17 protein-coding genes are annotated in these 25386 nt (G+C 61.7%); 11 read left to right on the forward strand and 6 right to left on the reverse strand.

Going from position 1 to position 25386, the window contains the following annotated elements:
• Positions 1 to 232 precede the first annotated feature (232 nt).
• A complete protein-coding gene (gene pepE, locus ACYU7Z_RS12280) occupies positions 233 to 961 on the forward strand; it encodes a type 1 glutamine amidotransferase family protein (protein ID WP_460570870.1) in 729 nt (242 codons plus the stop codon).
• Here the strand turns inward: pepE and ACYU7Z_RS12285 are convergent.
• On the reverse strand, positions 958 to 1161 hold the full coding sequence (locus tag ACYU7Z_RS12285) for a hypothetical protein (protein ID WP_460570872.1): 204 nt from the start codon (positions 1159 to 1161) through the stop codon (positions 958 to 960). The two genes, pepE and ACYU7Z_RS12285, sit on opposite strands and share 4 nt — an antisense overlap.
• Before the next feature lie 402 nt (positions 1162 to 1563).
• Here ACYU7Z_RS12285 and ACYU7Z_RS12290 point away from each other — a divergent pair, with 402 nt between their 5' ends.
• The 3 genes from ACYU7Z_RS12290 to ACYU7Z_RS12300 are packed head-to-tail and all read left to right on the forward strand — an operon-like array spanning position 1564 to position 7556.
• Positions 1564 to 4800 carry an Ig-like domain-containing protein gene (locus ACYU7Z_RS12290; RefSeq protein ID WP_460570874.1) on the forward strand — a complete coding sequence of 1079 codons (3237 nt, stop codon included), beginning with the start codon at positions 1564 to 1566 and terminating at the stop codon, positions 4798 to 4800.
• 4 nt (positions 4801 to 4804) lie between these two features.
• Positions 4805 to 5794 carry a PorP/SprF family type IX secretion system membrane protein gene (locus tag ACYU7Z_RS12295; protein ID WP_460570875.1) on the forward strand — a complete coding sequence of 330 codons (990 nt, stop codon included), beginning with the start codon at positions 4805 to 4807 and terminating at the stop codon, positions 5792 to 5794.
• Between the two features lie 34 nt (positions 5795 to 5828).
• Positions 5829 to 7556 carry an OmpA family protein gene (locus ACYU7Z_RS12300; RefSeq protein WP_460570877.1) on the forward strand — a complete coding sequence of 576 codons (1728 nt, stop codon included), beginning with the start codon at positions 5829 to 5831 and terminating at the stop codon, positions 7554 to 7556.
• Positions 7557 to 7659: 103 nt separating this feature from the next.
• Here ACYU7Z_RS12300 and ACYU7Z_RS12305 read toward each other — a convergent pair whose 3' ends face one another.
• A complete protein-coding gene (locus ACYU7Z_RS12305; protein WP_460570879.1) occupies positions 7660 to 7827 on the reverse strand; it encodes a hypothetical protein in 168 nt (55 codons plus the stop codon).
• 276 nt (positions 7828 to 8103) lie between these two features.
• Here ACYU7Z_RS12305 and ACYU7Z_RS12310 point away from each other — a divergent pair, with 276 nt between their 5' ends.
• From ACYU7Z_RS12310 to ACYU7Z_RS12330, 5 genes are all read left to right on the forward strand, one after another.
• Positions 8104 to 9048, forward strand: a complete 945-nt coding sequence (locus ACYU7Z_RS12310; RefSeq protein WP_460570881.1) for a hypothetical protein — start codon at positions 8104 to 8106, stop codon at positions 9046 to 9048.
• A 96-nt stretch (positions 9049 to 9144) separates the two neighbouring features.
• The gene (locus tag ACYU7Z_RS12315) at positions 9145 to 11301 is read left to right on the forward strand and encodes a S9 family peptidase (protein ID WP_460570883.1); all 2157 of its coding nucleotides are present in this window, start codon (positions 9145 to 9147) and stop codon (positions 11299 to 11301) included.
• Positions 11302 to 11365: 64 nt separating this feature from the next.
• Positions 11366 to 11743, forward strand: a complete 378-nt coding sequence (locus tag ACYU7Z_RS12320) for a hypothetical protein (RefSeq protein ID WP_460570885.1) — start codon at positions 11366 to 11368, stop codon at positions 11741 to 11743.
• 29 nt (positions 11744 to 11772) lie between these two features.
• Complete coding sequence (locus ACYU7Z_RS12325) at positions 11773 to 15162, forward strand: ATP-binding protein (protein WP_460570887.1); 3390 nt, start codon at positions 11773 to 11775, stop codon at positions 15160 to 15162.
• Positions 15163 to 15392: 230 nt separating this feature from the next.
• Positions 15393 to 15653 (forward strand): short-chain dehydrogenase, encoded by a 261-nt coding sequence (locus ACYU7Z_RS12330; protein WP_460570889.1) that lies wholly within the window; start codon positions 15393 to 15395, stop codon positions 15651 to 15653.
• A 77-nt stretch (positions 15654 to 15730) separates the two neighbouring features.
• Here the strand turns inward: ACYU7Z_RS12330 and ACYU7Z_RS12335 are convergent, their stop codons facing one another.
• Both ACYU7Z_RS12335 and ACYU7Z_RS12340 read right to left on the reverse strand, forming a co-directional pair.
• On the reverse strand, positions 15731 to 17506 hold the full coding sequence (locus ACYU7Z_RS12335) for a DEAD/DEAH box helicase (RefSeq protein WP_460570891.1): 1776 nt from the start codon (positions 17504 to 17506) through the stop codon (positions 15731 to 15733).
• Positions 17506 to 17871, reverse strand: coding sequence for a hypothetical protein (locus ACYU7Z_RS12340; RefSeq protein WP_460570893.1), 366 nt, complete (start codon positions 17869 to 17871; stop codon positions 17506 to 17508). The genes ACYU7Z_RS12335 and ACYU7Z_RS12340 overlap by 1 nt, the downstream gene beginning before the upstream one ends.
• A gap of 485 nt (positions 17872 to 18356) precedes the next feature.
• Between ACYU7Z_RS12340 and ACYU7Z_RS12345 the strand changes: the two genes are divergently transcribed.
• Together ACYU7Z_RS12345 and ACYU7Z_RS12350 are read left to right on the forward strand one after the other, a co-directional pair.
• Complete coding sequence (locus tag ACYU7Z_RS12345; RefSeq protein WP_460570895.1) at positions 18357 to 20780, forward strand: outer membrane beta-barrel protein; 2424 nt, start codon at positions 18357 to 18359, stop codon at positions 20778 to 20780.
• 66 nt (positions 20781 to 20846) lie between these two features.
• On the forward strand, positions 20847 to 21266 hold the full coding sequence (locus ACYU7Z_RS12350) for a hypothetical protein (RefSeq protein ID WP_460570897.1): 420 nt from the start codon (positions 20847 to 20849) through the stop codon (positions 21264 to 21266).
• A gap of 118 nt (positions 21267 to 21384) precedes the next feature.
• Here ACYU7Z_RS12350 and ACYU7Z_RS12355 read toward each other — a convergent pair whose 3' ends face one another.
• Positions 21385 to 22767 carry a M48 family metalloprotease gene (locus ACYU7Z_RS12355; RefSeq protein ID WP_460570898.1) on the reverse strand — a complete coding sequence of 461 codons (1383 nt, stop codon included), beginning with the start codon at positions 22765 to 22767 and terminating at the stop codon, positions 21385 to 21387.
• A gap of 127 nt (positions 22768 to 22894) precedes the next feature.
• Positions 22895 to 25156 carry a PAS domain-containing protein gene (locus tag ACYU7Z_RS12360; protein WP_460570899.1) on the reverse strand — a complete coding sequence of 754 codons (2262 nt, stop codon included), beginning with the start codon at positions 25154 to 25156 and terminating at the stop codon, positions 22895 to 22897.
• Positions 25157 to 25386: the final 230 nt, after the last annotated feature.

Consider the following 25386-nt stretch of genomic DNA (forward strand, 5'->3'; position numbering starts at 1 on the left):
CGGCGGAGTCGACAGCGCAAGGCACAACCGTTACTCAAAGCAAAGCCCCTCCGGGGGCTTTTTTGTATCTCTTTGGGACAACGGCGTCCGCGGGCCGGCGTCGCCGCGCGGGTTGAGGGTGCTGCCTTTTACCCGTTTTTTCGTGGGGAAAAAACCATGATTTCCTGTTGTTTTTCCCATGGTGCGGCTAGGGGGTGCCGTTACCTTTGGGTCCAAACAAAAACCACAACGCATGTTACACCAGATCCTGGCCCTCAGCAGTTCCCGTGTGGGCGGCGGGCCCTACCTGGGGGCAGCGCTGCCCTGGATCCGGGAGGTACTCGGCGAAGAGCGGCGACGAATTGCCTTCCTTCCTTTTGCCGCCGTCGGTATCAGCGACGAGCAGTACGCCGACAACGTTCGCGCCGCCCTGAACGGGCTTCCTTACGAAGTAGAGGTTTACACGGCGGAGAACGCGCGCACCCTTCTTTCACGCTGCGACGCCATAATGGTTGGGGGCGGCAATACGTTCAAGCTGATGGCCGACCTGTACCGCCAGCAACTGATCGACCGCATCCGCGACCGGGTGCTGCAGGGTATTCCCTATATCGGGTGGAGCGCCGGCTCGAACGTCATCGGACGGAGCATCTGCACGACCAACGATATGCCGATCGTGCAGCCCGAAAGCTTCCTGGCCCTGCGGCTCATCAACTTCCAGATCAACCCGCATTATTATAATGTACAGATCCCGGGCTTTCACGGGGAGACGCGCGACATGCGCCTGACCGAGTTCTGCCAGCTCAACCCCGGCATACCCGTGCTGGCCCTGCCCGAGGGAACGGCCCTGCACCTGAAGGGTGAGGCGCTCGTATACCGCGGCGAAGTGCCGGGCTACCTGTTTACCGGAATGGGGAACAACGAGGTGCAACGCGAGGAGCTGGCGCCCGGAACCGACCTGGCGGGGCGCATTTACGGCGATTAGGCCGGGAGTACCGGGCCATAGCGCTCATCATTGCCCCGGCGGCGGCTCGGGTATAATATATCGGGAGCGGTTTCGTAGCCTTCGTTTGAAATGGCCGCCCGCATGCGGCTTTGCCTGCGGCTGCGGCGAAGCTCGCTGAGCAGTACACCGGTGGCGGCGATGGCCAGCAGGCTAAGGGTCAATGTCGTTGCGCGTTTCATCGGGAAAATAAATGCAAAACCCAAGCCATGTACTACAGGTGTGGGCATCAAAAAAGGTTGAACGTAAGTCCAACCTTTTTTTGAATGTTCAACCCAAAATGCGATTCTGTTAAGGGCCCTACAGCGTTATTTGACCACCCCGGTTAATGCGTCCTGAAGACAATCAGGAGGGGCCAGGAACTGTGCGGGGAACCGCGTCCGGGTCTATCATTTCGAATAGCGTGCCAGAATGCCGCGAGCGGTGAGCACCGGGGCGTGCGTATGCGCTTTTCCGCTTTAAAATGCTGCGTTGAAGGCCGGGATTTTTATTGGATCCTAATAGTATTATAGAAATAAATAATAATCAAAACCCGGCAGTACAAGTGGAAAGCGGGATATTTGCTTCCCCAAGTCCAAACTAACATGCGCAAAGCACTTTTTCTGCTAACCTTGCTTGCCGGGTCGATTGCTGCCGGCGCGCAAACACTGCCCGGTCTCGTACTCAATGAAGTTTCGCAAGGACCTTCCAGCAGCTCCAAGGAATATTTCGAATTCGTCGTTGCCGGTACGCCTACCTGTACCCAAACGACCCTCGACCTCCGGGGCTGGATCATAGACGACAACAACGGCTGGATCGCTGCCGGCTCCGGCCAGGGTATTGCCGCGGGCTGCATCCGCTTCGCCAACGTGGCCAACTGGTCGGCTGTGCCTTACGGTTCCATCATCCTGGTGTACAACGAAAAGGACAAAGCCTCGAGCATTACGCTCCCCGACGATCCCACCGACGCGAACAACGACAAGGTGTACGTGCTGCCGGCTTCTTCCTCGATGCTGGAGCGCAACTTCGTTGATCCCTCGGTAGCCACCGGCACTGCGTATCCCACGAGCGGCTTCGGCCAGGGTGTGCCTTCCGACAACCACTGGGGCACCGTAGCCCTCGCCAACGGCGGCGACGGCATCATCATCGTAAAGCCCACAGCGCTGAACAGCGCCTATTTTTCTTTCGGATACGCCATCGGCTCGCCGGCCTCGGCTACCGTATGGGTGCCTGACATGCCTTCGGGAAAGATGTGGTTTCTCTCCGACGCGAACTTCGGCCAGGCTGGCTCCTGGACCCAGGGCGACGTCGGTCTGAACGAAACACCCGGGGCGCCCAACGGCGGGGCCAACACAACCTGGATCAACAGCATGCGGGCGCCGGCATCGGGTGTTACGGTAAATGCCATCAGCAGCAGCAATGGCAACTCGCTTTGTGTGGGCAGCAGCACGACGCTGAGCAGCACGACGCCCAGTGGTACCTGGAGCAGCGCCAACAGTGGCGTTGTTTCGGTCAATGCAACCACCGGCGTGGCTACAGCCGTAGCAGTTGGCGGGCCAGTGACCATTACGTATACGGTTACCAGCGGCGGATGCACCGGCACCGCAACCTATGATATCACCGTGCTGGCCGCTGCCAACGCGGGAACGGTCAGCGGCGGCCCTGCAGTCTGCTCGGGCAGCACGACCACTTTTACTTCGAACGGCACGCCCGGCGGCAGTTGGACGAGCAGCAACCCGGCCATCGCGACGATCAACCCGGCAACGGGTATCGCCACAGGGGTTGCAGCCGGCTCAGTTACGATCACGTATACGGTCGGCTCGGGCGCCTGCGCCAGAAGCGCCACCGCGCCGCTGACCGTGAATGCACAACCCGTTGTACAGCCCACGACCGGCAACTCGTCGGTCTGCGTCGGCGGCACCGTTACGCTGACCAACCCGGCGCCGGCAGGTACCGGCACCTGGAGCAGCAGCGATGTTTCCGTTGCGACCGTCGCACCTACGGCAGCCGGTGCTTCGTCCGCTGTCGTCACAAGTGTAGCCGCCGGCAACAGCATCATCAATTTCACTGTTACCAGCAATGGCTGTACGACCGTGATGCCGTTTCCGGTTACGGTTAACCCGCGTCCGTCCGTAGCTGCCGTTACCGGCCCCACTTCGGTTTGCGTCGGCTCGACGATCACGCTGAACGATGCAACCGCAGGCGGTACCTGGACCAGCAATACGCCCGGCATCGCCACCGTCAACCCCGCTACGGGCGTGGTGACCGGTGTGAGCGGCGGCACGGTGCAGATCCAATACACGGTTACGAACGGCAGCTGCAGCAATTCAGCTCCCTACGATATTACGGTCACCGCACCCCCGGCGCTGCAACCCACGACGGGTCCCAACAGCCTGTGCGTTGGCGGCAGCATCCAACTTACCAACCCGCTGCAGCCCAACGGCTCCGGCACCTGGACGGCCACTCCTGCCGGTCTCGTAACGCTCACACCGACCGCTCCCACCGGCGGACCCAGCATCGTAAACGTTACGGCCCTGAGCGCCGGCGTCGCCAGCATCAACTTTACCGCGGGCACCGCAGGCTGCACGAGCACCGTGCCCTTCACGCTGACCATCAACGCGCTCCCCGTTGTAGGGCCCGTACTGGGCGCTACCAACCTGTGCTCCGGAACGACGGTTACCGTGAGCAACGCCACAGCGGGCGGCACCTGGAGCAGCAGCAACCCGGCGGCTGCTACCGTGAACCCGGCAACCGGCGTTGTGACCGGAGTGGCCACGGGCACGACCGACATTATTTATACAGTGACAAACGGTGCCGGCTGCACCGGCAGTAACCGCGCGACCATCACGGTAACGACCACGCCCAACCCCGGCAGCAATACGGGCGTGGCCACCCTGTGCGTCGGCACGACCGCTCCCTTCAGCAATACCCTTGCGGGTGGCACCTGGAGCAGCAGCAATGCGACGATCGCCTCCGTTAATGCGACAACCGGCGTTGTAACCGGCGTAGCTGCGGGCGGCCCGGTGACCATCACCTATACCGTTACCAACAACGGCTGCACCGGCACTGCCAACTCACCATTGACCGTCAACCCGGTTCCCACGATCGCAGCCATCGCGCCGCTGACGATCTGCAGCGGCGGCACGAGCACCCTGGTACCCAGCGCACCGGGCGGCACCTGGACCTCCGACAATACGGCAGTTGCCACCGTGACCAACGGCGGCGTCGTAACCGGAATTGCTGCCGGCAGCGCGCAACTCACCTACACGCTGACCAGCGGCGGATGTACGGCTACCCGCAATGTAGCCGTCACCGTTCAGGACCTGACGATGCAGCTCACGGCAACGCCCAACCCGGCGCAGCCCGGTGCCACCGTAACGTTTACCGCAAGCGGCAGCGCGCCCCATACCATCACGGCCTGGGGCCCGGCAGGCAGCTTCGCCAGCAACAGCGCCACGACGCAAACGCTCACGGCGACAACGTCGAACCGCTACTTCGTGGTCGGCCAGACGAGCGCCGGCTGCATCGATACGGCCTTCGCAGACCTCGTGGTACAGCTCCCGCTCAGCGACGACCTGTTCGTGCCGAACTTCTTTACGCCCAACGCCGACGGCCGCAACGACATCCTGTATCTCTACGGATCGAACGTAGCCGCGATCGACTTCCGCATTTTCAACCAATGGGGCGAGCAAGTATTTGGCAGCAGCGACAAAGGCCGCGGCTGGGACGGCAGCGCCTCCGGCAAGCAGCAACCCGTGGGCGTATATATGTACGTCGCCAAAGTAACGCTGACCAACGGCCAGACCCGCACACTTAAAGGATCCATCAACCTGATTCGCTAACGCAATGAGAAAGCTATTTTGCCTCCTGATCACCGGTGCCAGCCTCCAGGCGAGCGCGCAGGTGGACCCGCATTTTTCGCAGTATTACACACACCCGATGTGGCTCAACCCCGCCCTTGCGGGACAGAGCGAGGGCGGCATCCGCGCCTCGGCCATCTACCGCAACCAGTGGCGCAACATCAGCAGCCCCTATTCGACAGTAGGTGTTTCGGGCGACATGCGCACGAACAGCAGCCTCAACTTCGGACTGAACATCCTCCGCCAAACGGCCGGCACGGGTGGCTACAGTTACACCAATGCTGCCCTTTCGCTGTCGTACAGCGGCATACACTGGGGCGCCGACGGACGCCATACGGTTTCCTTCGGGATGCAGGGCGGGCTGCTCGCACGGCGCTTCGACCCCAGCAAGTTCCAGGGCGGCGACCAGTGGGTGCCGGGCCTCGGCTTCAACCCCAATATCGCCAGCTCCGACCCGCTGACCAACAGCTCGACCGGTGACATCGACCTCGGTGCCGGCGCCGCTTACTTCAACAGCGCCACGGACGTGACCGTGAATCCCTTTTTCGGGGTTTCGGCGGGTCACCTGACGCGCCCCGTTGATCCCTTTGTAGGGAGTGGCAATGCCAGCCGCCTCCCGGTGCGCCTTACGGTGCACGGTGGTGCGCGGATCCTCCTGAACGACAACTTCTACCTCGTTCCTAACGCGCTTTACCTGCGCCAGGGAACCGCCCAGGAGATCATGGCGGGCGCATATGCGCAGCTCAAGGTCAACGAATCGGCCGACCTCATGCTGGGTGCCAACTACCGCGTCAACGATGCCGTGTCGCCCTATGCCGGTGTGCTGTTCAACAACCTGATGATCGGGGCGAGCTACGATGTAAACACCACGCCGCTCGGCAAGATGGCCGGCGGTGCCAACAGCTTCGAGATCAGCCTTACCTTCTTCGGCAAGCGCAGCGAGGAGCCTTCCTACTTCAAGTGTCCCCGCTTCTGATCCTAAACCGAATCATTCGCAGCAAAACATTACTATGATCCGTTTTCGTTCGCTGGTACTCTTCCTGCTCGCCGCCCAGCTGGCCTCGGCACAGGGTGCCGATCACCTGCGGCAGGCCGAGCGCTATCATGCCTCCGGCGATTTCTACAATGCCGCCGTACAGTACGAGGAATACCTCGGCATCCGCAAATCGAACAGCGCGGGTTTCACGCCGTATGCCCCGCAAAAAACCGGGAGCAGCAGCAAGGGAACTGCCGCTCAAAAGAGCGCGCTCCTCGCGCGGCTCGCCGGCTGTTATTATAACCTGCACGACTATGCGAAAGCAGCCGATTACTACGCGAAGGCCGGCAGCAGTCTCAGCATTTCCGACAGGATCGCGTTTGCGTCGAGCCTGCGCGCAACGGGCCGCGGGGCTGAGGCGCAGCAGCTCCTCGGCACACTGCAGGCCGACGTTTCGTTGACGGCGTTGCAGCGGCTGCAGGTGCAGCGGGAGCTGCAGTCCGTTCAATTCGCAGCCCAGCCCGCCGACTCGCTGTTCAACGTAAGCAAAGCCAGCGGCGACCTCAACACGGGTCATGGCAACTATGCAGCAGTTGAGTGGGGCGGCGTTGTTTTCTTTACCTCGAGCCGTGCCGACAGTGCGAGCAACGGGAAAGGCCCCAACCGCAATCACCTCTACCGCGTGGTGGGCACCGATGCGCTCAACGCCGATCCGCTGCCCGGGCAAGACCTCGACCAGGGTCTTGGCTCCTTTACTGCCGACGGAAAGCGATTTTACTTTACCGCCTGGAGCCGCGAGGGCGGCCGCAACACAGCCCGTATTTATACGGTAACCCGCGAAGACGGCGGCTGGACGACGCCCGTGGCGCTCGACAGCAACATCAACGCCGCAGGCTCGAGCAACGCGCAGCCTTTTTATGTGGAAAAGGATGGCGTCCGTTACCTGCTGTTCAGCTCCAACCGCGCCGGTGGCGCCGGCGGCTACGACCTCTGGGTGAGCACGCTCAACGGCAATGCCGCAAGCGCGCCGCAGAATCTCGGCAGCGTCGTCAACACGGCTGGTGACGAATCGGCGCCCTTTTACCACAGCGCCACACAAACGCTTGTATTTGCTTCCAACGGCCATCCCGGCCTTGGCGGCTTCGACCTGTTTGCCAGCAACGGCACGTTGCAGGGCCTCGGCCCGGCCCACAACCTGGGCGCGCCGCTCAACTCGGTGAAAGACGACAGCTACTTTTTCAGCGCGTCGCCCGAAAGCCTCTACGCAAAAGCGTACCTCAGCTCCGACCGGGCATCGGACTGCTGCCTCGAAATTTTTACGGTAACCAAAAAGGAGCCCCCCGTTGTGGAGCTGCCCCCGGCTCCGATGCCGGTGGACACGGCGCACATCGTGGAAGTGCCGCCCTACAAGCTGCCCGTTATTGTATTTGAATTCGACAAAGCGACGCTCAGTGCGGAAGCGATGCAACAACTTGACTCCGTGGCTGTGCTGATGCAGACCCAGGCGGAGCGCAAGAAGCTGCGCATCGGCGGCTACACCGACGGCAAGGGTGGCGAAGGCTACAACAACCGCCTCAGCGACCGCCGCGCCCGCGCCGTGCGCGATTACCTTTATAGCAAGGGCATTGCATCCGAACTCCTTTGGATCAAAGGCTTCGGCGAGTGCTGTCCGCTGGAAACGGAGGAAATAAACGGACAGGACAACCCCGCTGCCCGCGCGAAGAACCGCCGCGTGGAGCTGACGTGGGAAAGTGAGCGGTGAGCCGGTGAACGGTGAGCATGAAAAAAGGCGCAGCATGGCTGCGCCTTTTTTATGATATGGGGTGAGGTAAGACACTCACCGCTCACTTGCTCACCGCTCACAATTAACGCCCGCGGTACGAAGCGCGCATGGCGGCCGAGTTCATGGCCGGACAGCCTTCGCCCGAGCGGTAAGAGCTGCGGAAGCAGGAAGAAAATGTGGTAAGCGATACGAGGAGAATCCAGGTCAGGGGTTGGCGAAAGATGGCCAGGGTGTTTTTTGCCGGTTGCATGGTAAGGGGTTATTTAGGTTAACAACTGAGTGACACCACTAACATATCCACTGGCGTGCCAAACTGTTTTCAAAACCCTAAAATTCCCCAAGATCGCCGTCCATCAAGGCGCTACACATAGAAAAAAATAACTATATAGGCTGTCCGGAGTGCGGAATTGGTCCCCAGTTTGTCCGGCCCCGTTACCGGATTGCCAAAGAAATCCTCATACCGCGTTAAACTTTGTTTCTTTACCATCGTCTGTACTGCACTGTCTCTCACCAAACACAAACGACCATGAAAATTCGCAACCTGGCTTTTGCCGCCACCGCAGCTGCGCTCACGCTGACTGCCTGCAAGAAGAATTCATCGAAAGAAGACAACGAGACCCGCATCACCGAACAGCTGACCCAGCATTCGGACGACCAGAGCCGCGTGTCGAACGACTTCGAGGATGTCGACAACGACATCAATGCGACCGTTGAATCGAACAACGCCTTCGGCCGTGTCGACAACAGCTCGCGCACGCTCAGCCTTCCCTGCGATGCCACGGTGTCCTTCGACTCCACCAGCACCGAGCGCCGCATGATCCTCACGTTCACCGGTGACACCTGCCATCCCTACCGCACCCGCGTAGGTACCATCTACGTATCGCAGCCGCGCCAGCAGCGCTGGGGCCAGCCGGGCGCCACGCTCCGCGACAGCATCGTTAACCTGCGGATCACGCGCCGCAGCGACAACCGCAGCATCACCGTCAACGGCACCCGCACGCATACCAACGTCAGCGGCGGCCGCCTCTTCAACATGCCTGTTGGCGCTACCATCGTGCACACCGTCGACGCCAGCATGACGATCACCTTCGACGACGGCAGCCAGCGCCAGTGGCAGATGGCCCGCAAGCGCACCTACACGCATCCCACGATGGCCGCCCTCAACATCGCCATCTCGGGCAACCACAGCGACGGCAGCGTGACCGACATCGCCGAGTGGGGCACCAACCGCTACGGCAACGCGTTTACCACCCGCATCACCACCCCGCTCCGCCTGCGCAGCGAATGTAACTTCCGCGTTGGTGAAGGCCAGGTGCTGCATACCGGTCTCGCCCATAGCCTCCAGGTTACCTACGGCCTCGACGCCAACGGCAACCCCACGGGCTGCCCGGGTACTGCCGCATACTATTACAAAGCCGTGTGGACCAACGCCGCTGGCAACAGCGTAACCGTTATCCGCCCGTATTTCTAAACCGTCCGCAACCGTCCGTTTGGAAAAAGCCGCCCCGTTCCCGGGGCGGCTTTTTTGGCACCGCATTGCTTAACTTGCCCGGATTCAACAGCCATCATGAACAAATCTTTTTTTGCCGCCGCCCTGCTTGTGCTCGGCTTCGGCGCCTCGGCACAGGACAAGCTGCTTACGCTCGAGGAAGCTTTCGCCCAGAAGAACGTAACGCCGCCGCAGAACCTGCGCCAGTTACAGTTTCGCTACAACAGCGACAACTATGTATACCTGAAAAAAGAAGGCAGCGCCGACGTATGGGTGCAGGGCGCCTACCGCCAGGGGGAAACCACGCTGCTGACGCTCGGCGATCTCAACGCGATCCTGCGCCGCAACGGCTTCGACACAGTGGCGACGATGCCCAACATCCAGTTCAACAAGGACGCCAACTGGTACTTCAACATCCCAAAGGGCCGGCTGCAGTACTCGCCCGCGAACGGCACGGCGCGCCTGCTGGTGCCCCGCGAGATCCTCAATAAGGAGCACATGGAGGAAAGTGGCGCCGGCTACGTTGCCTATGTTGACAACGACAACCTCTTTGTGGCGAATGGCGCGGGCAGCCGGCAGATCAGCGCCGACGGCAGCCGCAGCATCGTCTACGCATCCTCCGTGCACCGCGATGAGTTCGGCATCACGAAAGGTACCTTCTGGAGCCCCGATGGCAAGCGCCTTGCCTTCTACCGCATGGACCAGAGCATGGTGACCGACTACCCGATTATCGACTGGACGACCACGCCGGCAAAGGCGGAGCTTATCAAGTACCCCATGGCGGGTGATAAAAGCCACCAGGTGACGGTGGGTGTTTATGATACGCAGTCCGACAAGCTCGTGTTCCTGCAAACCGGCGGACCCGTGGAGCAGTACCTCACCAACATTGCGTGGAGCCCTGACAACCGCTACGTGTATATCGCCGTGCTCAACCGCGAGCAGAACCATATGCGCCTCAACCAGTACGACGCGGCAAGCGGCGCCTTTATCAAGACGCTGCTTGAGGAGCGCGACGACAAGTACGTGGAGCCGCTGGTGCCCATGCTGTTTGTGCCGAAGGCTGCCGGCCAGTTTGTGTGGCAAAGCAACCGCGATGGCTACAACCACCTGTATTTATACGATACCAGCGGCCGTATGCTGAAGCAGCTGACGAGCGGACCCTGGGAAGTAACCGATGTAAAGGGCTTCGATGAGAAAGGCGAATTCCTGTATTACCTGGGCACGGCCCTTTCGCCGCTGTCGCGCACGCCCTTCCGCCTGCAGCTGCACAACGGCGTCTCGCAGCGCATGTCGCTTCCTGGCGACACGTCGGTGCACAACATCCAGGTAAGCGCCAGCGGGCACTACATCATCGACGTGCTGAGCAACCGCGATCATGCGCGGAGCATCCGCATTGCCGACGCATCAACGCCGACGAAATCGCGCAGCATCTTCGAGGCGCCCGATCCGCTCGCCGGATACGTGAAAGGCGCGGTCCGTATTTCTACAATCGCCGGCGGCGACGGAACGGCCATCTATACCCGCCTCTTCCTGCCGCCCGGCTTCGACAGCACGAAAAAATATCCCGTGGTGGTGTATTGGTACGGCGGCCCGCACGCTCAGCTCATTACCGCCGGCTACAATGGCGGCGCCGGCGACTATTGGTTTCAATACATGGCGAGTCGCGGCTACCTCGTGTTCAGCCTCGATCCGCGCGGCTCCGACAACCGCGGCCGCGCCTTCGAGCAGGCCATCTTCCGCCGGGCCGGTGTGGCCCAGATGGAAGACCTCAACCGCGGCATCGGCTACCTGCGCAGCCTGCCCTATGCCGACACGCAGCGCATGGGCCTGTTTGGATGGAGCTACGGCGGCTTTATGACCGTCGACTTCCTGCTGCACAATCCCGGCGTTTTCAAAGTAGCCGTGGCCGGCGGCCCCGTGACCGACTGGCGTTATTACGAGGTGATGTACGGCGAGCGCTACATGGATACGCCGCAGGAAAACCCCGAAGGCTACGCCAATACCGATCTCACAAAGCAGGTGGCCAACCTGAAGGATCATCTCCTGCTGATCCATGGCCTGCAGGATGATGTGGTGGTGCAGCAGCATTCGGTGCGCTTTGTGCGGGCCGCCATCGACAAGGGCGTGCAGGTGGACTACATGATCTACCCGGGCCATGCGCACAACGTGCTCGGCAAAGACCGTGTTCACCTGTACCGGAAGGTGACCGATTACCTGGACCAAAACCTCCGCTGATCTTCTTACGAAAGCCGCTGCCACAGCGGCTTTTTTGTTACATTAGCCCTCCAAAACCATTGCTATGCGACTGATCCTGCTTGCCCTGCTTCTTGGCGCCGCCGCCGGCGCTTCCGCCCAGCGTACCACGATCAAGGTTGATGAAGCCGCGAGCCATATTGGTGACTCCGTGCGGATCTGCGCTACCGTGCGGTCGTCGCGCTACTACGTGCAGGTGCAGGGCAAGCCCACGGTTTTTTACTTCGGGAAGCCTTATCCCAACCACCAGTTGTCGGTAGTGATCTGGGAAAAGGACCGGAAGAATTTTCCCAAGCCGGTGGAGCTCCTGTATGGCGATGGGGCGCTTTGCTTTTACGGCAAACTTACGCTAGTGGACGGTCGTCCGCAGCTCGAAGTAACGACCCCCGATCAGATTGGTTTACAGGAAGAAGGAGATCAATGACCTATCTTTAAGTCATTGACCCTTACCCTATGGCCTCTTCTGACCTTCAAAAACCCATCCCGGATTTCCTGCTTGGCGGCGGGGAACTCGGTGAGCGCATTCGCAGTTTCGATTGGGCGGATACCGCGCTCGGACCGGTGAGCCAATGGCCACAAAGCCTCCGCACCTGTGTCCGCATTATGCTCGCCTCGCGCCAGCCCATCTGGATCGGCTGGGGCCGCGAGCTGATCAAGCTCTATAACGATCCGTACAAAGCCATCGTGGGGGGCAAGCACCCCTGGGCACTGGGGCAGCCCGCCGCACAGGTGTGGCGCGACATCTGGCGGGAGATCGAGCCGATGCTCGACACCGTGATGAACGACGACCAGGGCACCTACGTGGAGTCGCAGCTCCTGATCATGGAGCGCAACGGCTACCCGGAAGAGACCTACTATACATTTTCGTACACTCCCATCCCCGGCGATGACGGGCGACCGGCAGGGATGATCTGCGCCAATACCGACGATACCGAGCGGATCATCAGCGAGCGCCAGCTGCGCACGCTTACGCGGCTCGGAAACCAGCTTACCGATTCCAAAACGGCCGAAGAGGTGTTCGAAAAAACCCTCGGCGCGCTGGCGCAGAACCGGCATGACTTCCCCTTTGCGCTGTATTACGAGCTCCGCGACGGCGTCGCGCAACGACGCGGCAGAACTGTTGACGAGGTTCGGCTGCCCGAAAGCATCCCGCTCCGGGGCGATGACGCCCTCGCTACCGCTATCGCGGCGGCTACCGCAACGCGGAGCCTGCAGGTGCTGGAGAGCGCACATACGGGCGCGGGTTCACTTCCCAACGGCGCCTGGAGCATCCCGCCGGCGCAGGTGGCCGTGCTGCCCATTGCTGCCTCGGGCAAGGAGCCGTATGGCTTCCTCGTTTTTGGTCTCAATCCCTACCGCCTTGTCGATGAAGCGTACCGAAGCTTTTTTTCGCTGCTCGCCGACCGGGTCGCCAACAGCTTTGCCGACGTGGGGCTGCTCGAGGAAGAGCGGAAGCGGGCCGAAGCGCTGGCCGAGATCGACCGGGCCAAGACAACCTTCTTCTCCAACATCAGCCATGAGTTCCGCACACCGCTGACGCTGCTGCTCGGGCCCGTGGAAGATGCGCTTCAGGACCCGGGGACGATACCGGTCAACCGCGAGCGGATGGATGTTGCCTACCGCAACGGTCTTCGCCTGCAGAAGCTGGTGAATACACTGCTCGAGTTTTCGCGGATCGAAGCGGGCCGTCTTGAAGGAAGCTTCATGCGTGCCGATATCGTGGCCCTCACGCGCGACCTGGCCAGCACCTTCCGCTCGGCAGTGGAAAAGGCGGGGATGGAGCTTCGCTTCGAATCCGACCAGGAACAGAGTGCAGTTTATGTTGATACCGAAATGTGGGAGCGGATCGTTCTCAACCTGCTCAGCAACGCCTTCAAATACAGCAGCGAGGGTACCATCACCGTGCAGGTTCAGGATGCGGGCCATGTTATCACGGTGAGCGTGGAAGACACCGGGATCGGCATTGCCGAAGACCAGCTTTCGAAGGTATTCGACCGCTTTCACCGCATCGAGAGCCGCGGTGGCCGGAGCCAGGAAGGCACCGGCATCGGGCTGGCTATGGTGCGCGAGCTTGTGCGCCTGCACGGCGGCAGCATTCACGTAGAAAGCACGCCCGGCACCGGCTCCCGGTTTACCGTGCAGCTGCCCAAAGGCCGCGCCCACCTTCCGGCCGACCGCATCGTGGCGGGCCAGGCAGCCGGGCCCCGTCATTCAGATGTATTCCTGATGGAAGCGCTGAAATGGATTCCCGAAGCGGGCATCGGTGCCGCAGTGCCGGAAGAGCGACCCAGTAAGGACGGCAAACGCCCTACGATCCTGCTTGCCGACGACAATACCGATATGCGTGCCTACATCCAGCGGCTGCTCAGCCACTCGTTTCGGGTGGTTACCGTTCGCGACGGGCTGGAAGCGCTGGAGTTGCTCGAGACCGAGCGCCCCGACCTCGTGCTGTCTGATATCATGATGCCCCGACTCGACGGGTACGGGCTGTTGCAGAAAGTGCGCGCCCATCCCGATCTCAAGAACACGCCGGTCATCTTCCTGTCGGCCCGGGCGGGCGAGGAAGCCAAGGTGGAAGGCCTCGATGCCGGTGCGGACGATTACCTCGTCAAGCCCTTTTCGGCACGCGAGCTCGTGGCCCGCGTGGAAGCCAATATCAAGATCGCGGAAAGCCGCCGCGTTGCCGAGCAAAACCTCCGCCAGGTGATTTTGCAGGCGCCGGTGGCGATGACCATTCTCCGCGGCCCGAACCTCGTTATCGAGCTGGCCAACGAGCGCGCCCTCGAGCTTTGGGGCAAACCCGGCGACGCGGTGCGCAACAAGCCGGCGCTGGAAGCCTTCCCGGAACTCATTGGCCAGGGCTTCGGTGCCATCCTTGAAGGTGTGTATAAAACCGGGACGCCCTTTGTAGCCAACGAAATGCCGATCGAGCTCCACCGGCATGGCCGCCCGGAAACGCTGTACGTCAATTTCATATACGAGCCCCTTCGCCATCCCGACGGCCGCATTGACGGCATCGTGGGTGTAGGGATCGACGTTTCGGAATCGGTGCGCGCGCGCAAGCGTCTCCAGGAGAGCGAGCATAACCTCGAAGTGGAAGTGGCCCGCCGTACGCGCGAGCTCGAAACCCTGAACAGTGACCTGCAGCAGTCCAACCAGGACCTGCAGCAGTTTGCCCACGTGGCCTCGCACGACCTCAAGGAGCCGCTCCGCAAGGTGAAGACCTTCATCAGCCGCCTCGTGGACGACCCCGAAACGGAATTCTCCGACCGCAGCCGCGGCTTCCTGCAAAAGATCAACTCCGCCGCCGACCGGATGTACGCGATGATCGAAGGCGTGCTCAATTACTCGATGCTCAACGCCGCGGGCAAGCCCACCGAGCCGGTGGCGCTCAACAGCGTGCTGCGGCAGATCGAGCAGGACCTGGAGATCCCCATTACGCAAAAGAAGGCGACAATACGCTACGGCAACCTTCCGGTACTCGAAGGCGCGACGGTGCTGCTCTACCAGCTTTTTTACAACCTGTTGAACAATGCCCTGAAGTTTGCGCGTGCCGGGGTGCCGCCCGAGATCATGATCAGCGCCGCAGCCCGGGACGAGGCCGTAGAGATCCGGTTTGCCGACAACGGCATCGGCTTCAGCCAGGGGCAGGCCGAGCGGATCTTCGAGCCCTTTACCCGCCTCAATTCAAAAGACCAGTACGAGGGAACCGGGTTGGGGCTGTCGCTGTGCCGCCGGATCGTGCAGCGGCACGGGGGCAGCATCCGTGCTGCCAGCCAGGGAGACGGCGGGGCCGAATTCATCATCGTGCTGCCGCTGAAGCAGGCTCAGGGGTTCCTGTAAAGGGCGGCGGACGGGTCGATTCCGGGTCTGCTATAGGGGTATTTCCCGTTTAAAACGCGGTGTTAAAGGGTTTTAACAGCGGCTACCGGCCCAAAAACCTTAGCTTTACGGCCCTCCCCAGCCCTGTCAGCCGAAGCCTTCAGCGACGGCCGGCCCGCTTCCAGCGGTCGCTCCGGAGGCAGAAACGCGGTGGTTCTCCGCGCATTCCCGGATGTTCCTAAATTCAAACAATGACCACAGAAGAAATTCAAACATTCCTGACCCGCCACTCTATCGAAGCCCCTTTCAAGATTTCCTTTAAAAAGCGGGATGCCATCCAAGGCCTCTTTATCAAGGACCGAGATTACAGCGACCTCAGCTCGAAGAACTTCTGGCGCATCGTGACCAAGACCAACCTTGACGCCTACAAGAAGTCGAAAGACATGAACCTGTCGCGCATCTTCCACGGCTCCGACTTCCAGAAGCTGAGCATCGTTAAGGAAGAAGCGTAAGCCTCACACTCCCGTAATTAAGCGAAGCATTTCGCTCACGATACTTTTAAGAGACGCAGTCCTGCGTCTCTTTTTTTTTAGCCCTCCTCGCCGAGGCTGCCCAGCTTGCGCAGGCGCGACAGGATCGCACCCTTGTTGCGGCCGAAGTGCGCCGACAGGTCGGTCAGGGAGCGACCCTGGTGAAAGAGCCGGCGCAGCTCGGCGTCCGTATCGGGGGTCCAGGGCTCGTAGGCGTTCTTGCTCTGCAGCCGGCTTTCGAGAAAGGAGCGCTTCGCAGCACCCTTCTTCGCATAGGGCGTATGGCGCGCCTCGATGTCGCGCTGGAGCCCGGTAAGCGCCGACTGCGGCGTCTTGATCACCGTTACCGCGGGCGAGGCCACGTAGCCTTTCGGCAGCAGCGACTCTGGGATGTGCAGCTCCTTGCGGGCGCGGGTGAGTGCTACGTAGAGGAGGTTGATCTCCTCGAAGGTGCGCACCCTGTTGAGCGGTTCCTTCTTCGAAGCAAGGCGCTCCAGCTTGGCTTCGGTAACGAAGTCGGCGGCGACGTGAACGGTATCGTACTCCATGCCCTTGGCGCGGTGCACGGTGGAGAAGATCATCCCGGCCTTGTGCCGCTCCGTGTCGCCCACGTGGCGGGCTTTGAGGGCGCGGAGCAGGTCGAAGATCTCGTTGCCATACTCGCGCACGATCTCCAGCAGCGTTGCCAGGCCGGCTTCCTCCGTCTTCTCGATATATTCTTCGAGTCCTTCGAGGCTCCCGAGCTCGCGGAGCAGCGGGTCGCGCACCTTGTCGGGCTGGCCATTGTATAAATACAGTACGTCGTACAGCGAGGCGCCTTCCTCGGCGTAGGTATAGGAGTTGATATTTCCTTCGAAATAGATATGCTCCACCGAGCGGTTGTCGGTAATAAAGCGGATGGCGGCCAGCAGCAGCCCGAGGTTGCTGCGGGCGATGGTGGCCGCCCCTCCCTCGCCCTTGGGTTTCCCGTTGCCTTTGATGTCGATGAGCGGTATGTCGCCGAAGTAGCCTTTCCAGGAAAGAACCTGGACGGCGAGCCGCGCGATATCGGGCCCGAAGCGGAAGGAAGCCGTAAGCCCGTATGCTGCAAAGGGCACGGCCTCCAGCGCGTTGACGGCGCCGCGCCAGCTGTAGATCTGCTGGTGGGCATCGCCGACGATCAGCTTGGTGGCCGGCTGCTGCAGAAACACATCGAGCATGGCAGGCGAGGCATCCTGGCCCTCGTCGAAGAGAATATAGTCGAAGGGCAGTTGCGGGCGCTGAAGCTGGAATTTTTTGAGGTAGAAGTCGTGCGTGCACTCGATCTCTCCCTTATCCATTTTCGACAGCAATAGTCGCGTGCCCTTTTCGATGGAGGCGTAATGGCTGCGCACAAAGGCCTGTGCTTTTTCGTCCTGAACGCAGGCGGTGTAATCGATGTCGGTCACCTTTTCCTCAGCGCTGTTGCAGAAGTGGGCCACGAATTTCGCCACGTGGTTGGCGAGGATGTAGGCGCCGTGCTTTTCGCCGCTCAGCTGCAGGCCCAGCAGGCCGGCGATCTCGCGGGTGTTGTAGCCGGAGGCCCGCACGCGGTAGCCGCTGCGCGTCACCACGTGGCGGTAGGCCAGCGAGTGGGCCGTTTCGACGCGTACGTTGGTCAGCCCCAGGGCGGCGAAGCGGGCGGCGGCCTCGTTGCGCACGGTACGGTTAAAGGCGAGGTAGAGGATACGGCTGCCGGCGGGGCGCGAGGCGGCGTATTGGATCAGCGTCGTGGTTTTGCCCGAGCCGGCCACGGCGTTGATCTTGAGGTGGCCGCTGGCGGCGAGGATGGCGTTTTGTTCGGCGGTTAGCTGCATCAGAAGGAGCAAAGGTACCGATCGTTGGCGTCCAATCCCGTCTCCAGCAAGCTATCCCATTGCCGCAGCACGGCGCGGCGAAACAGGCCGCGGATGCAGTGCCCGAGGGTGAGCGCATCGAGGCGGAGAAAGAGCTCGGCGTTGTCGACGATATCATATTCGGGGAGGAAGAGCGGCTCGGCGCCGGCACAGAGGAAGCCGAGAAAATAGAAACGCTCGGCGCCGTTGCGGAAGCGTAGCTGCACATCCACCCAGTCGGGCGTTTGGCGGAGCAGCACGGAGCGGAGGCTTTTGCGCAGTTGCCGGCCCCAGCGCCGCTTCAGCGCGGGGTACAGCTCGAGGGCATCGATCTCTTGGGAAACCATAAGCAATTGTTTGCTGTGAAGTTGGCGCGCCCGATGATTGTGGCCATGATGTTTTAACCAACAAACGCTGGGATTTTTCGGGGGCGATAGTGTGCAATAGGCAGCCTCATTCCCTCGCAGAGGGCACGGAGCGTTTCGCAGCGGACACGGAGCTGCGTTTTCAGGTCGGAGAAGGTAAATAGAAGGCTGCTTGCTTTCAGGCCATTGGCGTAAGAAAGAGCGCCCCAAGGTTCTGTTGCGCATAGGAACGCTCCTTTGCATCTTTTCCTCCTTCGCGTCAAAGTCCACTTTGCTTCTCTGCGTTAAAATTGGAAATGCGACCGGGGCACACTTTTGGCCTTCGGGGGAACCTCCACCTACGGAACAGATACCAGGGCAAACAGCACGATCTCCATTCATGTAAAATGCGGACAGGCCATCGTGCTGCAGGCGCCGCCCGCCCAAAGCTGCTCCCGCCGCCGCCCGCTTTTGGGTAGCTTTCCGCTATGTACGCGTTCGAAAAACACCTCGCCTTCCTGCTGCTCGCGACGGCAGCCTGCTCCGGCGCCCGGGCACAAGGGGCTGCCAGCATCCGCCTCAACGTGCGCGATGCCGCAGCCGCGCTTCCTTCCGCTACCGTAGAACTACGGAAGCTTCCCGACTCGTCGCTGGTCAAGATCGGCGCTACCGATGCGGACGGCTCCGCACATTTTGGCGGGGTCGCGGCCGGAACTTATTTTCTCCGCGCCAGCCACGTGGGCTTTGCGCGGGCAATAACATCGCCCTTTACGGTTGCGACGGCAGACAGTAGTTATACGTACGCGCTGCAGCTGGAGCCCGCGGGCACGCTGGCCGGGATAACCGTTGCCGCACGTCGTCCGTTTATTGAGCAGAAGCCGGGCAAAACGGTCGTGAACCTCGAGAGCTCCATCACATCCGTGGGCAGCACGGTGTCGGAGGCGCTCGAGCGGCTTCCCGGTGTGAGCGTCGACAAAGACGGCAACCTCGCGCTTAAGGGACGCAGCGGCGTGAATGTGTATATCGATGGTAAGCCGAGCAACCTGTCGGGCGCCGAGCTCGCCACCCTGCTCCAGGGCATGAGCGCCTCCAACATCAGCCAGATCGAATTGCTCGACCAGCCCCCGGCGCGCTACGAGGCGGCCGGCGGCGCGGGTGTCATCAACATCATCACGAAGCGCACGCGGCAAAAGGGCTTCAACGGGTCGGTGTCCACGGGCATCACGCAGGGCCGCTATGCCAAGACGAATAACAGCTTGCAGCTGGCCTGGCGCCGCGACCGCTGGAGCATCGGCACAAGCTATAGCCTCAATGCCGGCCGCGGCTTTACCCGCATCGATGCCTTGCGCACTTATTACAACAGTTCGGGCGCGCCCGTGTCGGTGGCCGAGCAACTCTCGCTGCTGACCGGCAACAACTACACGCACAACCTGCGCGCCAACGCCGACTTCGCGGCGACGAAGAAAACGAGCCTCTATTTCGCGGCCAACGGGCTCCTGCTGAAGCGCACAAGCGATGGCAATAATGAAGCGAACTGGAAGACGCCCACGGGCCAACCTGATTCCACAATGCGCACCAACAGCAGCACGGCGAGCAAGTGGCATAACGGAGGCCTCGGTTTGGGCCTCCGTCACTCCTTCAGCGCCAGCCGTGGCCTCAGCGTCGATCTCGACGGGCAGTGGTATGGCATGCAGGGCGGCCAGTATTTCGACAACAGTGCCGTGGCGGGCAGCAGCGCCGCGCAGGCCTACCGCTCCGATGCGCCGGGCGCACTGCGGATCCTTTCGGCCCGCGCCGATTACAACGCACGTGCCGGCTCCTGGAATTTCGAAACCGGCGCGCGCTGGGCCGGCATCCATACCGACAACGAGGTGCGCTACGAAGCCAACGAAGGCGGCGGCTGGCATCCCGATATGGGCCGGAGCAATCACTTTGTATACCAGGAGCGTATCGGCGCGGGCTATGGCTCGGCCGAATGGAAAGGGTCCCGCTGGACAGTGCAGGGCGGCCTTCGCTTCGAGGCTACGAGCTACGACGCGCGGCAGCTGGGCAACGGCTTCGTAAAGGACTCCGCCTTCTCGCGGAGCTATTCTTCGCTTTTCCCGACGCTGCTCGTAACGCTGGCAGCGGACAGCAACAACAGCTTTACGCTGAGCGCCGGCCGCCGCATCGACCGGCCGCCGTTCCAGAAGCTCAATCCCTTCAGCTTCTTCATCAACAAGTACACGGTGCAGCGCGGGAACCCCTACTTCCGCCCGCAATACAGCTGGAACATAGAGCTGGCGCACAACTACCGGGGCTGGTTGCTTACGAGTGCCGGCTACAGTATTACTACGGATTACTTTGCGCAGCTATTCCCGGTGGAAGATGGTGGCATCGTGGTGTACACCGAGGGAAACCTGGGACGCCTGCAGGTTTTCAGCGCGAGTGTGGGTGTGCAGCGCGAGCCGGCAAAATGCTGGAGCCTCACGGCCAGCGTGCTGCTGCAGCACAAGTGGCAGGAAGGCTTTATCGGGCATGCGTATACAGCGCAGATCGCGCAGGGAACCCTGTCGATGACGAACAGTTTCCGCTTCGGCAAAGGCTGGTCGGCGGAGTTGTCGGGGCAATATGTGAGCCGCAGCCAGAACGACATCCAGGAGCTCGTTGACCCGGCCGGGCAGCTGTCGGTGGGTGTGTCGAAGACGATCCTGAAGGGTGCCGGCACCCTGCGCCTCGCAGGCCGCGACCTGCTGTACACGCAGTGGATGAAGGGCAACACGCAGTTTACCGGCGCCACCGAGTGGTTCAAGCTTACCCGCGATACCCGTGTTGTGGCCCTCAACTTCAGCTGGCGTTTCGGCAAGGCCTTCAAGCAGGCAAAGCGCAGCGGGAGCGCGGGCGAGGAGTTGCAGCGCGTGGGCAACGGCTGAGCAGCGCTGCAAATAATCACTTTTCGATAGTCAGTATTCAATGCCCGTCAGGCTTACCTTCGCGCCATGGCACAAGTAATCCCCCAACTGCAATTGAAGGCGCTGGAAGTGCTCCATGCGTCCGTGAGCGTTCCGCAGGAACCCAATGTCAACATTGGCAACTTTCATTTCAACATCAACCTCGATACGAAAGCCGACGCCCCCAATAAGCTCCTCGTACTGATCGTACAGGTGGAGATCAAGAACGAAGACCAGCAGCACCTCCTCGGCTCGATGGTGCTGAGCAACATCTTCGAGATCGCCAACTTCGAGCAGGTGATCACGGTCGAATACAACGGCAACCTCAATGTGCCGCAGCCTCTCACCGATCTGCTCGCCAACCAGGCCATCGCCACCGCCCGCGGCGCGATGTTCGCCACCTTCAAGGGTACGTTCCTGCACAACGCGGTGCTGCCCCTGATCGATATGCAGCCCCAGCAGGCGTAGTGAGCAGGTGAACGGTGAGCGTGTGAGCGACCGTATCCAGCTTCCAACAAATTGAAAAAGCAGCCCCCAGGGCTGCTTTTTTCTTTTTCGCTCACCGCTCACTTGCTCACCGCTCACCTTACTTGTCCATCACGATCGCCCAGCTGGTTCCGTCGAAGGCGGCGCTGCGGAGGCTGAAGCCGTCGCCTTCGTTGCGGAGGAGCGCATCGAGCGGGAAGCTGTCGCCTGTGTTCCAGCGTTGCGTCACCGATTCGCTGCCCCGGTATTTGGTCATCACGAGTATCCACTCGCCGTTGAGAAACTTGAGCACGTTGATGCGGTAGCCGTCGGCCCACAGCTCCCGGATCTTGTCTTCGGGGAAGGCCTTGCTGCTATGGTATTGCTGGTCGCTGTACCCGATGGAGGCCTTGTCGTTGAAGAGCACGACATACTCACCGTCGCCATAGGTAACATCGCTGATGTAATAGCCTTCGTTCCAGCTTTGGCGGATCTCTTCGGCGGGCCAGGCGGCCCGCTTGCGCCAGCGCTGGTTGGGGTTGCCGGCTTGCTCGCCCATCACCAGGACCCATTGGTTGTTGTAAAAATTGATGCTCGTTACGTTCTTCTTTTTATCCCACAGCTCACGGATATCGGCCGACGGAAAGGCATTGCGTACGCGGTAGCTCTGGTTGCCACTTTCTTCCGACTTCTTCAGGAATACATACCAGTTGCCCCTGGCCCATACGGCTTCGCTCATCTGGAAGCCAGCGTCCCAAGCGGCGCGGAGCGAGGGAAATTCGGTGCCACTCAGGATGTCGTGCCGCTCCAGCCCGCTGTGCGTGGTTGAGGGCTCTTCGCGTGAAGGCCCACCTGAAGGCGTCGAGGGCGCCGGCTCCTGCGGGCTGGTGGCGGGCTCGTTACTGGCGGCGCGGTCGTAGCCGGCCTTGATGGCGGCGAGGCGGCGCCAGCGGAGCGGGTGGTCGCTGCGGCTTTCGTCTTCGGGCTCGGGAAGCTGCTGCATTGCGGCCTGTGCCTGCTCGAGGCTCGCACCAAGCTTTTGCAGCACGAAGCCCGAAAATTCGTCGGCTTCGAGCTCCTGGCGCCGGCGCTGGGCGAGCGAGCTGTTGCTGCCGGTGGTCGTGTGGCCCTGCAGGTGATGGCCGATCTCGTGGGCCAGGATGGCGGTGGAGCTCCATGCTGTCTGGGCGCGGTGGGCGATGGCGTCCATGAAGCTGCGGTCGTATACAATGTAGCGGAAGCCGTCGTCGAGGGTGACGGCCGCGGCGTTCTGGATGTTGTCGCAGGGCACCAGCACGAAGTTGGGCGCGAGGCCGATGGGGCGGAGGATGTTGCGGACGGCGTCGGCGGCATCGCCGGAGGGCGTGGCGCTGAAGGAGCGCATCCGAAGACAGAGTGCGTCGGGGTTGGCGGTTTCGCCGTAGAAGCAGGCGAAGCGGTACTCCTGTGCGCCGGCAAGCACCGGCAGGAGCAGGGCCAATACGGGGGCGAGGAACTGTTTCATACTACCAGGGTTTTGTAGCAGCAAGGTAGTGGGCGCGGGAGGCGTTGTCCCATACCCAGAAAGCAGTATTTTATCGAAACCGGACCGAGGTCCGGTGCAATAAAGTGGCGGCGCTACGCGCCGCAGTTCAGGATGTAGCGGCCAGCGGAATTCGGATGGTGAGCGCACAGCCCTTGCCGGGAGCGGCGTCGAGCTGAAGGTCGCCCTGGTGCAGCTGGATGCGCGTGCGGATGTTGCGGAGACCGATGCCTTCCTTTCGGGTGGCGGGGTCGAAGCCGATGCCGTTGTCGGCGATGCGCAACTGCACGTTGTGGGCGGTCCGGGTAAGGTTGATGTGGATCTCGGTGGCCTTTGCGTATTTCTGGATGTTGTGGAGGGCTTCCTGCGCTACGCGGTAGAGCATGAGGGCGATCTCGTCGTCGAGACGCTGCGTACAACCGCTAACCGACAGGTGCACGAGGGTGTCGCCCGAAACGCTTTTGCAGCCGGTGAGCTCGCGAAGGGCGCCCTCGAGGCCGATGTCGCCGAGGGCTGGCGGCACCAGCGAATGGGAGAGGCTGCGGATCTCGTTGATGACGGTGACCAGCTGGTTGTGGGTGCGCTCGAGCAGCAGGTCGCGGAGGTTTTCCTCGCGCAGCGCCATTTCGGTCAACAGCTTGCAGGAGGCCAGGATCTGGTTGATGTTGTCGTGGAGCTCGCGGCCCAGGGTGGCGCGCTCCTGTTCCTGCGAGCGGAGGGCGGCTTCCGTGATATGCCGCTGGTAGCGCAGCTGCTTTTGCAGAATTTCTTCCTGGAGGGCGCGGAGGTGCGAGATATCCTGCATCGAGCCGATCATTCGCACGGGCTCGCCCTGCTCGTTGTAGAGGGTGTGGCCGCGATCGAGGATGTGGGCCCAGGAGCCATCGGCCTTGCGGAAGCGGTATTCGCCTTCCCAGTAGGGCTCGCCGGAATGAATGGCGGCGTCGACGCTGTCGAGGATGCGCTCGCGGTCGTCGGGGTGGAGACGGTCTTCCCAGGCGCTGATATCGGGCGACGAGGTGCTGCGGTTGCCGAAGAGCAGCTCGAAGTTGTCGTTGAACCAGTTCTCGTTGGTCAGCAGGTTCCAGTCCCACACCACGTCGGAGGTAGCGCGCGACACGAGGGTGTGACGCTCCATGCTTTCCTGCAGCGCAGTGGCCTGCCGCTCGAGCTGCTGGTTGAGCGAGTGAAGCTCGAGCTCGTTTAGGTGTTGCCGCGTGATGTCGCGCGCCGAGCCAATGCGCTTCAGCAGGCGGCCCTGCTCGTCGCAGATCAGCAGCGCTTTTATCTCCGTATACACGATGTCGCCATTCTTTTTGCGGAGGCGAAGCACCGGCACATGCACGTGGCTGTGGCCGGCGGCGAGCGCTTCTTCTATCGCGCGGGTGTACGTCGGGAAGTCGTCGGGGTGAATGAGCTCGGTGGAGCGCTCGGCGATCGACAGCTCGCCCGGGGCATAGCCGTACACCGTGTGGAGCACGTCGTTGTGGCTGAGGGCGCCGGTGGTCATATCGGCCTCGAAGATGAGGTCTACGGAGGCGCGGGCGGCGAGCTCGAACCGCCGGTGGCTTTCGCGGAGCTCCTCGGCGAGGAGGTGCTGCGCGGTGATATCGCGGGTAACGCCGGTAAGGAGGTAGGGAACGCCGTGCTCGTCGCGGGAGACGATGGCGTGGGCTTCCACGAAAATATAGTCACCGCTGATCTTGCGGAGGCGGTGCGGGGGATAATAGAGGTGGGTGCGGCCCGAGGCGAGGAAGGCGGTGACCTTGTCGCGAACGGCGGCGGCGTCGTCGGGGTGAATGACGGCGACGCGGAAGTATCGGGCGTCCATTTCCGGCTCGGGGTAACCGAGCTGGCGGAAAAACTGCTCGCTGAGGCTGAGGCGGTGGGTGCGGAGGTCGTGCTCCCAGATCATATCGAAGGAGGCTTCGGCGGCGCGGCCAAAGCGCGCATTGCTTTCGCGGAGGGCCTGCTCGGAGCGGTATTGGTCGCTGATGTCGCGGGCGTGTACGATGATGCCGGCGACGCTGCCGCCCTGGACGAAGGGGCGCAGGTGGTTGCGGTAAACGCGGAGGCCGCCGCCCTCGAGGCGGTGGCTGTGCTCGACGACGCGCTTGTGGCCGTGGAGCACGTCCTGGAAGATCTGGCGGAAGGATTCGACGTCGGCGGGGCGGAGCAGGTCGAGCGCGGGGAGGCCAACGGCCAACTCGCGGCCATGGAGCTCGCGGAAGGAGTTGCAGGCGGCTTCGTTAAACGCAATGATCCGAAGGTCGGGCCCGACGACGGCCAGCGACTCGTCCAGGCTGGCGAGCAGGTCTTCCAGCGCGGAAGCATAGGAGGCGGGCAGGGAGTCCAGTCGGTGTGTTTTCATAAAGACAGAACGATCCGGCATTGCGAGAACGGCCGCAGGGGTAGGGTTGGATTGATTCCCGACGAAACTAATCAAATCCACTCATCCGGGAGGTACCGTTCGTCCGGAAGGCCCAGCCCATCGGTGAAGCCTCCCTACGTTGGCGTAATGGTTTCCGGATGTGAGGGATATGTGAAAATACGGCGGTGGCCCGTAAGGACCTCAGCCCCTGCCCCCTCTCCTAAAGGAGA

This window comes from Flaviaestuariibacter terrae, assembly GCF_054777635.1.

Excerpts from the sequence above, each read along its gene's own strand:
- pepE (WP_460570870.1), top strand. The coding sequence starts at position 233 with ATGTTACACCAGATCCTGGCCCTCAGCAGTTCCCGTGTGGGCGGCGGG.
- ACYU7Z_RS12285 (WP_460570872.1), bottom strand. The coding sequence starts at position 1,161 with ATGAAACGCGCAACGACATTGACCCTTAGCCTGCTGGCCATCGCCGCC.
- ACYU7Z_RS12290 (WP_460570874.1), top strand. The coding sequence starts at position 1,564 with ATGCGCAAAGCACTTTTTCTGCTAACCTTGCTTGCCGGGTCGATTGCT.
- ACYU7Z_RS12295 (WP_460570875.1), top strand. The coding sequence starts at position 4,805 with ATGAGAAAGCTATTTTGCCTCCTGATCACCGGTGCCAGCCTCCAGGCG.
- ACYU7Z_RS12300 (WP_460570877.1), top strand. The coding sequence starts at position 5,829 with ATGATCCGTTTTCGTTCGCTGGTACTCTTCCTGCTCGCCGCCCAGCTG.
- ACYU7Z_RS12305 (WP_460570879.1), bottom strand. The coding sequence starts at position 7,827 with ATGCAACCGGCAAAAAACACCCTGGCCATCTTTCGCCAACCCCTGACC.
- ACYU7Z_RS12310 (WP_460570881.1), top strand. The coding sequence starts at position 8,104 with ATGAAAATTCGCAACCTGGCTTTTGCCGCCACCGCAGCTGCGCTCACG.
- ACYU7Z_RS12315 (WP_460570883.1), top strand. The coding sequence starts at position 9,145 with ATGAACAAATCTTTTTTTGCCGCCGCCCTGCTTGTGCTCGGCTTCGGC.
- ACYU7Z_RS12320 (WP_460570885.1), top strand. The coding sequence starts at position 11,366 with ATGCGACTGATCCTGCTTGCCCTGCTTCTTGGCGCCGCCGCCGGCGCT.
- ACYU7Z_RS12325 (WP_460570887.1), top strand. The coding sequence starts at position 11,773 with ATGGCCTCTTCTGACCTTCAAAAACCCATCCCGGATTTCCTGCTTGGC.
- ACYU7Z_RS12330 (WP_460570889.1), top strand. The coding sequence starts at position 15,393 with ATGACCACAGAAGAAATTCAAACATTCCTGACCCGCCACTCTATCGAA.
- ACYU7Z_RS12335 (WP_460570891.1), bottom strand. The coding sequence starts at position 17,506 with ATGCAGCTAACCGCCGAACAAAACGCCATCCTCGCCGCCAGCGGCCAC.
- ACYU7Z_RS12340 (WP_460570893.1), bottom strand. The coding sequence starts at position 17,871 with ATGGTTTCCCAAGAGATCGATGCCCTCGAGCTGTACCCCGCGCTGAAG.
- ACYU7Z_RS12345 (WP_460570895.1), top strand. The coding sequence starts at position 18,357 with ATGTACGCGTTCGAAAAACACCTCGCCTTCCTGCTGCTCGCGACGGCA.
- ACYU7Z_RS12350 (WP_460570897.1), top strand. The coding sequence starts at position 20,847 with ATGGCACAAGTAATCCCCCAACTGCAATTGAAGGCGCTGGAAGTGCTC.
- ACYU7Z_RS12355 (WP_460570898.1), bottom strand. The coding sequence starts at position 22,767 with ATGAAACAGTTCCTCGCCCCCGTATTGGCCCTGCTCCTGCCGGTGCTT.
- ACYU7Z_RS12360 (WP_460570899.1), bottom strand. The coding sequence starts at position 25,156 with ATGAAAACACACCGACTGGACTCCCTGCCCGCCTCCTATGCTTCCGCG.